The sequence below is a fragment of the Nitrobacter winogradskyi genome (assembly GCF_006539545.1).
Classification (GTDB): Bacteria; Pseudomonadota; Alphaproteobacteria; order Rhizobiales; family Xanthobacteraceae; genus Nitrobacter; species Nitrobacter winogradskyi_A.
This window is the reverse complement of record NZ_BJNF01000041.1, coordinates 11,193-21,736: the sequence shown is the minus strand read 5'-3', so window position 1 is coordinate 21,736 and position 10,544 is coordinate 11,193. Positions and strand designations below refer to the sequence as shown.

Here is a 10,544-nt window from a genome sequence, read left to right as displayed (position 1 = left end):
GTCCGATTCTAGTTCCATCAGAAGCGGAAAGACTCCAGGCGACATCGGCCGCGCCGTTTCCGAACTGCGCGGGCGCGAGCGCAATCGGCTGCGGAGCGCGCCGGCAGAATGAAACGGTAGACTCTTATTCACTTATTCACTCCGGCGGCCGGATCGCGTTCATGCGGCGATCGGCATGAACTGATTGCACAAAAAGACGCAGGCAAAGGAATTCCGGTCATGCCACAAGTTATTCTCGTCCGCCTCGTGCCGCTGAATCCGACCAGCGGCGCCGATTTCAGCGGCTATCTGGCCAATCTCTCCATTCGCGCATTCGATCTGTCCTTCGACAATACGGTCGACGGCACGCTCATCGGGCAGGCGCAGGGCGCGTGGGCGCCGAACACCGGCATCAACGCATCCGGTCCCGCGTTCACGCCGGCGACGCAGAGGATCGTGCAGCACTTCTCCGTGTACCCGGTGCAGGTAATGCCGTTGCCCGCGCCGCCCGAGCCGGACGTGCGCCTTGAGGCGGTCGCCACCGCGATCATCGAGCTCAATTTGCCGGCGGCGGAGTTCAACACCAGCGACCTGCGCCTCGAGATCAGGCAAGGCACGCAGATCGTTGCCTACGAACGGATCGACTTCAATGTGAAGACCGAACCGAATGTGCCGATCTCAAGCAATCCCGCAACCCATATCGGCGTCGATCCGCCCGCGCTGGTGGTGTCATTGCCCGATCCGTCGGTCGCGCTTGATCCCAATGCGGCATTCGTCGACTTGCCCACGGACGGAACGCCGCCGAGGTTTGCTTCGCTTCGTACCGCGGTCGACAAGGTGCTGGCGCAGGATCCCGCCGGCGGCGCCACGCTTGCCAACCGAAGCCCGCTCACCGCCGCGCAGGCGCGGCAGGTCGCGCGCGAGATCATCTGGAATCGCCAGATCGCCCCGCCGCCGGATCGTCCGAACGATCGGCGGCTGGAGGACATGTACACGCGTCCGCAGACGGACACGTCCTGGAGCAACGACGATCGCAACAGGGCGGATATGGATCGCATGCAGTATGAGGCGAGCCTTCTGGGCTATTACGCGCTTCAGAACGCGAATTCGGATCGGCTCGCGCAATACGTCTTCGCGCTATCGGCGGCGGTGTGGGCCGAACAGCAGAGCGCGGCGCCGCAACGCGTGAGCCTGCGTTTCCCGGTCGAAACCGGAACCTCGCCTGTGCCGGGCTCGACGTTCAGGCAGGCCGATGTCGTCATCGAGGACAGCGGCGGCCTGACGCTCAGTTTCCAGGTGCCGGCTGAATACTTCTACGCACTCTCGGCGACGCTCGCGGCGAACGTCACCGCCGATCAGCGCTACCGCATGGCGACCGACGATGACGAACCGCGCATCGTCGCGGGGATCAAGGCGGCGATCGATGCCAACATTATCCCCGTCGCCGCGATTCCGCCCGAGAACGCGGCGCGGCGTCTTGTTGCGATCGGACGTGGACGCGTGCAGCGGCCTCCGCTGTGTCCGCTCAACGCGGACGTCAACGCGCTTGTGACCGCGTGGCTTGCGGAGGTCGCCCCCTCGATCGATCCATTCTGGCAGCAGAATCCGTTCCCGGCCGCGCTCGCGCCGGGTCATCTCGATCTCGTGCTCGCCGTGGTCACACAGCAGACCGTCGTAACAGTGAACTCGACGGCGTTGATCGCGGCCATCGAGTCCATTCCGGTCGCCAATACGGGGCAGTTGAAAGCGCTCACGGTTCAGCAGTGGATGGCCTTCTTCCTGCCCGCGAATGCGGGATTGCTGCCCGACTTCACCAATCCCGGCACGCCCGAGGAGCGCGTGCAGGCGTTCGTTCGGCAGGTGCGCAAATACTTCGAGGTGCTGTCCATCGCGCCGTCGCCTTTGCCCGGCGCCGGGGTGCACGCGCTATCCATCCCGATCGCCGGCAACGAACCGTTCGGAGCCTTTTTCGCGGCGGCTCCCGGTTTTGCGTTTCCCGTTGCGGATTGGGGCGCGCCGCCTATCGTGAACGCCTTGCAGGCGGTGTTCCCCGGTGACGCAAATGCACAGGCCTGGCTGCTCAACGCACTTCAGACCATCGACGAGTTGTTGCGCGCGACCGGCGGCGTCGGGCCGGCGTCGCTGCAGTTCTCGCTGCTCGAAGCGCTCTATGCGCGCGGGTTTACTTCACGCGCGGCGATTCAGGCGCTGTCGCCGGCGGAATTCGAATACGCATTGACGGGAACGGTGGCTTATCCGTACGCCGCCGCCATTCAGGCGGCCGCCGGCGGCTCGGTCGCGGGTGCTCCCCCTGCGTCGCCCGGTCCCTTCACGCCGATCAATCCCGATGGATCGCTCGTCAACTGCATCCCGCCCTCGCACCTGTCTCCGCTGGGTCCGGTGAAATATCTGCAGGATCTGTTGGCCGCCGGCCATGGCTCCACCTGCGACCGCCCGGCTGCGACCGGCGAGACACTTGACACATTGATCGCGTCGCGTCGCGGGCCGCTTGGCGATCTTCACGCCACGGCCGCTAATCTCTGCACCACGCTGCCCTTGATCGACATCGTCAACGAGAATCTCGAGGCGCTGGTCGACGGTGGTGCGGCGGGTGTCGTGTATGACACGAACGGAGCCACGCTTGGAGGGCACACGCTCAAAGCGCCCGATGAGACGGAGACCGGGAGTGACGGTCACGCACCGAACGTGCTGTTCGCCGCGCTGCCGGAACACGCCACGCCCGCGACGCCGGTCAAACGACCGGGCGCCTACGCGACGCTTGAGGCCGACTTCTCATCGCCGTTGCTGCCGTACTCGCAGCCGCTCGATATTTCACGTTCCTATCTCTGTGCGATGGGGACGTCACGGTTCGATACGATGCGGACCTTCCGCGAGCAGATCACTGAATTCGCCATCGATGCCAATGAGGAAGCAGCCGACTTTCAAAAGCATCTGTGGCGCTATCCAGTGCGCATCGAACTGGCGCTCGAATATCTTGGCCTCTCGCCGGCTGAGCACCAGACGCTCTATCTGAACCCGATCAGCGCGACCGAACTGCACAAGATGTACGGATTCCCGACCGACATGATCGATCGTGTCGACTGGCAATCGATCGTCGTGCGGGTGCCGGAGTTTCTGAAACGGACTGGACTTCAGTATTGCGAGTTTCTCGAACTTTGGGAGTCGAAGTTCGTCGAGTTCGAGCGCCGGATTCCCGATCAGTTCAATGCGGCCGGCGCGCCGGTCGGTGTGCCGCCGCAGGATTCGGGCTTTCCGAAGTGCGAACCATGCTGCCCTGAAGATCTTGTCATCCGGTTTACGAACCCCGAGTCGAGCGAGGACGCGCTTCGCCGGCTGATGGTGTTCATCCGCCTTTGGCGATCGCTCAAGTGCCTGCGCGGCGCCGGCTATAGTTTTGCTGATCTTCGCGATATCTGTCTCGTGCTGAGTTTATTCCAGGGCGCCAACGTCAATCCCGAATTTATCCGGCAGCTCGCATCGTTTCAGATCCTGCGTGACGACTGGCAGCTCGATCTCGGCACCGATCCGTCCGCGCCGAACGCGACCGGCGCGACACGCACACGGCTGCTTGGCCTATGGAGCGCCGGGCCGTCGTCGTCGTTCGATTGGGCCGTCGAACATCTTCTCGGCCGCATCGAGGATCGCGCCGAGCGCGAGCACGCTCCCGGCCGCCGTCCGGGCAGCCATCGCCGCCGCCGTCCGCCGGAGTTCATGAAGATTCTGCGCCAGAATCTGGACTCGCTGGCTGTGCTGAGCGGCTTTGATCCGGCCACAGCGCGATGGGACGCGCAACCGGCCAGCACCCTGCGCTTCACGGAGATTCTGGCGAAGATTTATGGCTCGTCGTTCACGACGGGTGAACTGCTGTATATCTTCTCGGTTGATCAGCATCTCGGCGGCGATGACCCGTTCTTTCAGCAGGAAGAGAATGAAGCTCTCGACCAGCCCTTCGATTTTCCGGAAGAAGGACATCCCTTCGATCTGTGGAAGCTGCGCGAGAAGCTGCTGCGCGTTCGGACGAAGGACGAGGATTGCGCGGCGCTGACCTGGACGGCGCTTTCCACGGCGATGCGCACGGAGTTCGGCTACGACCCATCAGTCGGCACGGATCCATTGCAGAAGCTGGGCGAGCACTTTTTTCCCGAGGCGCTGGCGCAATCGGGTATCGCCGCCGGGCCGCAGGCGCGCCAATACCGCACGGCGCTTCCGGACACGGTCGCGAGCATGTGGAATTTCCCGCATCCCGGACCTTTCCAGTATGACACACCCGCGGAAGAGCTCGTCATGGAGCTGCCTCTGCGCAATGAGGATGTACTCTTCAAGCTTAACGCGATCGAGCAGTTGACGGCCAACGAGCGCGCCGCGGTTCAGCAGCTCTGCTTCGCGCCGCGTGCGGAGCTGGCGCGATTCTCGTTTCTGTTTCCGAGTCTTGTCGAGGCGGAGGCGGCGCTCATCGAGGAACCGGACGAACGGAAGCGGTGGACGTATTTCCGGCGTGCGTTCACGACGTTCTCGCACCGCGCGCGCGTGGTTGCCGAACACCTCGCTTGCCATGTCGGCCATGCTTCGGACGAGGGGCAGGTCGAGGTCGATCTCGCCCTGCTGATTCTGCGCCGCCTGCTGGGCGATGAAAATTTCGCGCTCGGCGCGTGGGAGCGTGACGACGGCGAGCTTCCGGCAGGCTTCACCTGGGCGCAGCCGACCGGCGGTGCATTCGCCGCTCTGATCCGGCTCGCGGGCACAGGGCTGTTCGGCGAAGTCCGAAACGCGAGCGGCGAGGCGTGGCCTCAGGTGACCGGCGCAATGGACGTTTTCGGGCCGGCCAGCAATCACTGGAATGCGCCGATCCCGACCATCATTCCGAAACTTGATTTCGCATTACCGGCGGCGGAGCATGAGTTCGCGCTGATCCGGAACGGAATCGCTATTCGTGAAGCGGATGGACTGCCGCTCGCCGGCGCGGAAGGATTTACCGCGCGCTGGTCCGGCGTTCTCATCGTCGAAAAGTCAGGTACTTACACGTTCCTTGCCGGGGCGCCGACGCCGGATTGTGAACGTCCTGATTTCGAGAAGTGCAATCACAACAAGTGGAGGGTCAATCTGCGGCGCGGGCAGAAGACGTTCCGTTTGCTCAACTATCGGTGGGCGGATGAACAGGCTCCCGACCGCATATCCGGTCCGCTGCATCTGAAGCGTGGCGCTTACTTCATCGACATTGATTTTGAGCAGACGCCGCCGAAGCTCGACGAGAAGAACGAACTGGTGCGTGCCCGTACCGGCTTCACCGTGAAATACCAGGGTCCCGATACGCAGGACTGCATCGTCGCGCTTCCCGTGGAGCGCCTGTACCGTGATGTCGTGACCGGCCCTTTGACGAGTACAATCGCTGTCGTCCCGTCGTCGGTGGAGTATCTCGCGCAACAGTACACGAGCAGCCTGCGCGACATTCGCCGCACCTATGAGCGCGCGTTCAAGGCGCTGCTGTTCTGTCACCGGTTGCGGTTGTCGGCAGGTCTGCTCGCGCGCGCGAACGTTTCGGAGATCGAATACATGCTGTCCTCGCCGGCGCTGTTCGCCGGCTTCGCTTATGTGACGGGTGCGCCGTTCACATCCCATCGCGCATCGCTGGACTTCAATTACCTTCCGGTCGGCGATGTCTATGCCGGCGACCCGGAACGCGATCCTCCAGTGTCGTTCGACCAGCGCGCCACACCGTCCGTGCGCCGCAGGCAGGCATTGTTCGACTGGTTCGAGCGGTTGTATGACTACGCGCAGATGCGGGACGCCGTTCGCAGGAGCAGCGAGCGATCGGCGTGGCTTTGCTTCGTCGAGGCGTCGAACCAGCAGCCGGTCGATCCGATTCCGTTGTTGATGGATCTTGGCGTCGACATGAATAATGCGCCGCTGATCCTGAATTTCCATGAAGGCGTCACCGTCGATTGGACCAGCCTATGCGACGATCGCTGGACGATCCGCTGCTGGCGCGCCTCGCTCTGGGTGCGGAATCTATTGCGGGCGTTCGTGCCTCGCGATCTGTCGTTCGCGCAGCCCCATGTCTGGGCGGCGAGCACCGCGGCCGCGATGGCGGCCGGCAACGCCAACCTGACGAAGTTCTATCGCGACGGAATGATAGAGCGCGCTCCGAGGCGCTATGCTGATCTGGAGCGTCTCAACAATCTGCTGCGCGGTCGGGCGCGGGCGGCCTTGCTGGCCTGGCTCACGGGAATGAATCGCGTGTCCCTGCCGTTCGCAGGCGGCGGCTTTGCGACCTCGGCCCGCCACATCGGCGCGCTGCTCCTGCTCGATGTCGAGGCGGGAGTCTGCGAGAAGGCGAGCCGTATCGAGGAAGCGATCACCGCCGTGCAGTCGTTCGTTGAACGCGCGCGACTGTCGCAGGAACCGACGTTCACGGTCACGCCGACCTTCGCTACGGCCTGGGACAGGATGTTCGCGACCTACCGGATCTGGCAGGCGTGCCGTCGGCGCGTATTATACAGAGAGAATAGCATCGAGTGGAGCGAGCGCGAGCACGCGATCCGGACGGAAGCATTCCGTTTCCTCGAATCCGAACTGAGGCGGGGAACGCTCACGGCGGCCCAGCCCGGCGGCATGGAGTACTGGCCGGCGCCGTACTGGCCCGCGGATCCGGCGCTCACGTCCTTGCAGCATCGGGAGCCGTCCCATCTCAGGCAGGTGACGCAATCCGAGAATCTCGGATTGATGGGCCGGCCCGAACGACATGCAAGGCCGAGCTGGCTCGCGCCGTCGCAGACGCAGTTTCGAAGGGACGGTGGTACGCCCAACCCTGACAATCCGGACGGGCCCGTCATCGGGATCGTCGCCGGCGCGCCGGGCGCCGCGAACGGCGACAGGGAAGGAAACGGGGACGGGACCATCGACCCGAACGGGTCGGCTTCGCCGCAGCCGCCGCTCTGGTTGCAGGCGGCGGTGCGACTGGGCACCCGCTTCCTGCGGATCGCCGCCGCCGGTGAGCCGCCGGCCACGGCCATGTTCATGCCGGCAGCCCCCTCGGCGTCGCCGTGCTGCTGCGACTGCGGGCGCGCGCATCCACCGGTGATGGATGAGTATTATTTTTGGCTGGTGAACTCTGAATACTACGATCCGGCCGTCCTCAACGCCGCCGACAGGACCCTATATCAGGACGCCGACTGGGGAGTCGCGCCCGGCGACATGACGTCGGATTGGCATCGTCCCGCGCAATTGCCGAAGCTCCTCGCCTGGCCGACCAAGCCGATGGTGAAGCTCGCATGGGTTCGCGTGCACAACGGCGAATTCCAGACGCCGCGTTACTCGGATGACGGCGCGCATGTGATCCTTGGCGCAGGCGAGCCGCAGCTTGAGTTCGACGGTCGCGAAGGAGACTCGCTGCGATTCCGGGTTACCCATGCCGATGGGCTTCCGCCCGGCGTGACGGACCCGTCGCCCTGGGGTTTTCGATACGATATCGCGCTCGACAGCGCCGTCGTATTGCCCGAAGTGATCGCGACGCCGGCTCCCGCGGGCCCGTTCCCGCCCTCGCTGTCAGCGTATCCGTTCTTCGTTTATTTCCCGGCGGGCGCGCCGCTCGAGCCCTCGATCTATTCGACTGCGATGACGATCGCGGCCACGCTGCGTACTCACTGCCGCTATGAGGCGGCGCTGAAGTGGTATGAGCTTTACTTCGCCCCCGGCGACAAGGATCTGAGCTGGTCGGCATGTCGCCGGCCGCCGCGCAACGGAGGAAACGATCCCACGGGCGGCATAAACAGGGGCACCGGTACAGCAGTTCCAGGTGCAGCGTCTGGTTCAGGACGGGATCAGTCCGATCTCGACGGAAGCCCGAGCGCCAGTCCGGGCCGGAATGTTGCATCCACCGCGTCCGCGGTCCGCGGTACGGTACGAACGGAACAGGATCCGTGTTGCGATACCGTGGTCAGGACGGATCTCGCGGCCCGGCAGCGCAGCGTCGTGCTGTCGTATATCGAGACGCTGCTTCAGCACGCGCAATCCGCGATGTGCAAGAACTCGCCCGAGGGCTATGCGGTGGCGAAGCTGCGCCTCGAGACGCTGTCGCGGTTCCTCGGCGAGCGGCCGCGCACGATCTTCGGCCGGGATGACGGGCAGGGTTCGGTGAAAGTGTCGGCTTTCGTGCCGCGACTTCCGCCGCTCAACCCTCGCCTCATGGAGATCTACGACAACGTCGCCGATCAACTCGACGCACTCCACCAATGCCTTGCCAAGGCCAGATTGAAGAACGGTGTCCTGCATCTGGACACGGCGTATGGGGGTGACGATCCCGGAAGACGCGGATGGAAGACCGCTGCCGCGAGTTGTCTGGACGACGGTTGCTGTTGTCCGCCAAGCCCCTATCGCTTCCAGTTCCTGCTTCAGCGTGCGATGGAGACGGCGGGAGAGGTGCGTATGTTCGGCGCTGAACTGCTTGCGGCGTTCGAAAAGGGAGACGCCGAGTTTCTCGCGGCGATGCGGGCGAGACACGAGCGGCAGCTCCAGAACCTGACCGAAGACATCCGTCGCATGGAGTTTCGCGAAGCGGACTGGCAGGTTCAGGCGCTGCAAAAGTCGAAACAGTCCGCGCAGGCGAAGCGGCAATACTACGCCGATCTCATTGCGAATGGTCTCATTCCGAAGGAGCAGGGTTATCAGAACCTGACGGGCGTTTCGATGACCACGCGCGCGGCCGGCAACAGTGTCGAAGCCGTGGGTCAGGTCATGAATCTCATTCCTGACAACACGACCGGCGTCGCGGGCGTCGCGTCCACGCCGGTGTCGGTGTTCAAGATGCCGATCGGCACCAAGCTCGCCCATGCGTTCGCAGCCGGGGCGCGCATCCTTTACACGGCCGCCGACATCACCGGCACTCAGGGCGGTCTGGCGCTGACCGAGTCGGGATGGGACCGTCGTGAGGCCGACTGGGTGTTTCAGGTCACCGTGCTCGATATCGAAATCCAGCAGATCGAACGGCAGATCCTGGCCGCCGAGCGCAAGCGCGATGCAGCGTTGCGCCAGTTGAACAACCTGGCGCAGCAGAAGCAGCAGGCCGCCGAGGGTCAGGACCTGCTGCGCGACAAGTTCACCAATCACGCGCTCTATCTCTTCCTTCAGCAGGAGGTCGCGGCGCTGCATCGGCAGATGTTCGATGTTGCGTGGTGCTGGGCGCAGCAGGCGCAGCGGGCGTTCCAGCTGGAGCGCGAGCTGACGACGCAGAACTACCTGCCGCTGAACGTCTGGGATGGGTTGCATGAAGGCCTTTTGGCCGGCGAGCGTCTGTCCACGGCGCTCCGCGCGATGGAGAAGGCGTATTTCGATCAGAACCGGCGCGAGCAGGAGCTGGTCACGCGTCTGTCGCTGCGCCTCGATTTCCCCCTTGCGTTCCTCCAGCTCAAGACGACGGGCGTTTGCGAAATCGAGATTCCGGAGTGGCGTCTCGACCGCGAATATCCCGGGCACTATCTGCGCCGGATCAAGGCGGTCGGTCTGACGATCCCTTGCGTTGCCGGTCCGTATACGGGGGTTCATTGCAAGCTGACGCTGCTGAGCAGCGCAACCCGCATCGAACCGACATTGCTCGACGTAGAGGAATGCTGCCCCGGCCAGTGTACATGTGGGTGTTGCGGGCATCAGCGCTATGAAGCCATCAAGGATGATCCTCGCATTGTGAAGCGGTACGGCGCCACTGAAGCGATCGCAACCTCCACGGGTCAGAACGACTCCGGATTGTTCGAACTCAACTTCCGTGACGAACGCTACCTGCCGTTCGAGTATGCGGGCGCGGTGAGCAGGTGGCGGATCGAACTGCCGATCGAGACCAACGCTTTCGACATCGACACGCTCAGCGACCTGATCTTCCAGTTGAGCTACACCGCGCGCGAAGGCGGATCGCCGCTGAAAGAAGCGAGCTGGGCGGCGGCATCCTGCATGTTGCCGGGCGCGGGACTGCGCTTCTTTGACTGGCGACAGGACTTTTCGGACGCGTGGCAGCGGTTCAAGGCGCTGGGACCGGTAATCGAGGAGCCGGGTTGCTCGCGCGCGCTCGCATTGCGCATGAGCCGCGGCATGTTTCCGTACTTGCCGGGTCAGCGGCCGGTTCGCATGAGACGGGTCGAGCTCTGGTTCGAGACGCGGCCATGTGAAGGCATACGAAATCACGAGATCGAGTTTGTGCCGGAGCATCAGGACGGCAAAAAGGAGAAGTGCTGCGACCGCTTCTTCTTCACCTGCGTGGCGAGCGAAGACTGGCCCTGCCTGTTCCACGGCGTGATCGAGTATCCGTTCCCGTTCCTGCGCGACGATGATCCGGTCACGATCGGCCATTTCCTGTTTCCCCAGGATGTCGGCGTCGTCTACCGCGCCTATCTGGTGTGCTCGTTCGAGGCTGGTCCACCCGAGCGATGCCTGCCGAGGCAGCCCGCCTGCGACGGCGACTGTGCGGTGCTGTGTTGAGAATCGGAGATGGATGACCTGTTCGCGTGAGGAAAACGCGTCAGAACGACAATCGTAAGCTTCGCTTCTGATTCAATCAGGAA

Annotated in this window: 1 protein-coding gene; it reads left to right on the top strand. The window is 63.8% G+C overall.

Features of this window, described 5'->3' with window-relative positions:
• Positions 1–219: 219 nt before the first annotated feature.
• Complete coding sequence (locus tag NWI01_RS08380; RefSeq protein WP_141383422.1) at positions 220–10,461, top strand: Tc toxin subunit A-related protein; 10,242 nt, start codon at positions 220–222, stop codon at positions 10,459–10,461.
• The last annotated feature ends 83 nt before the right edge of the window (positions 10,462–10,544 follow it).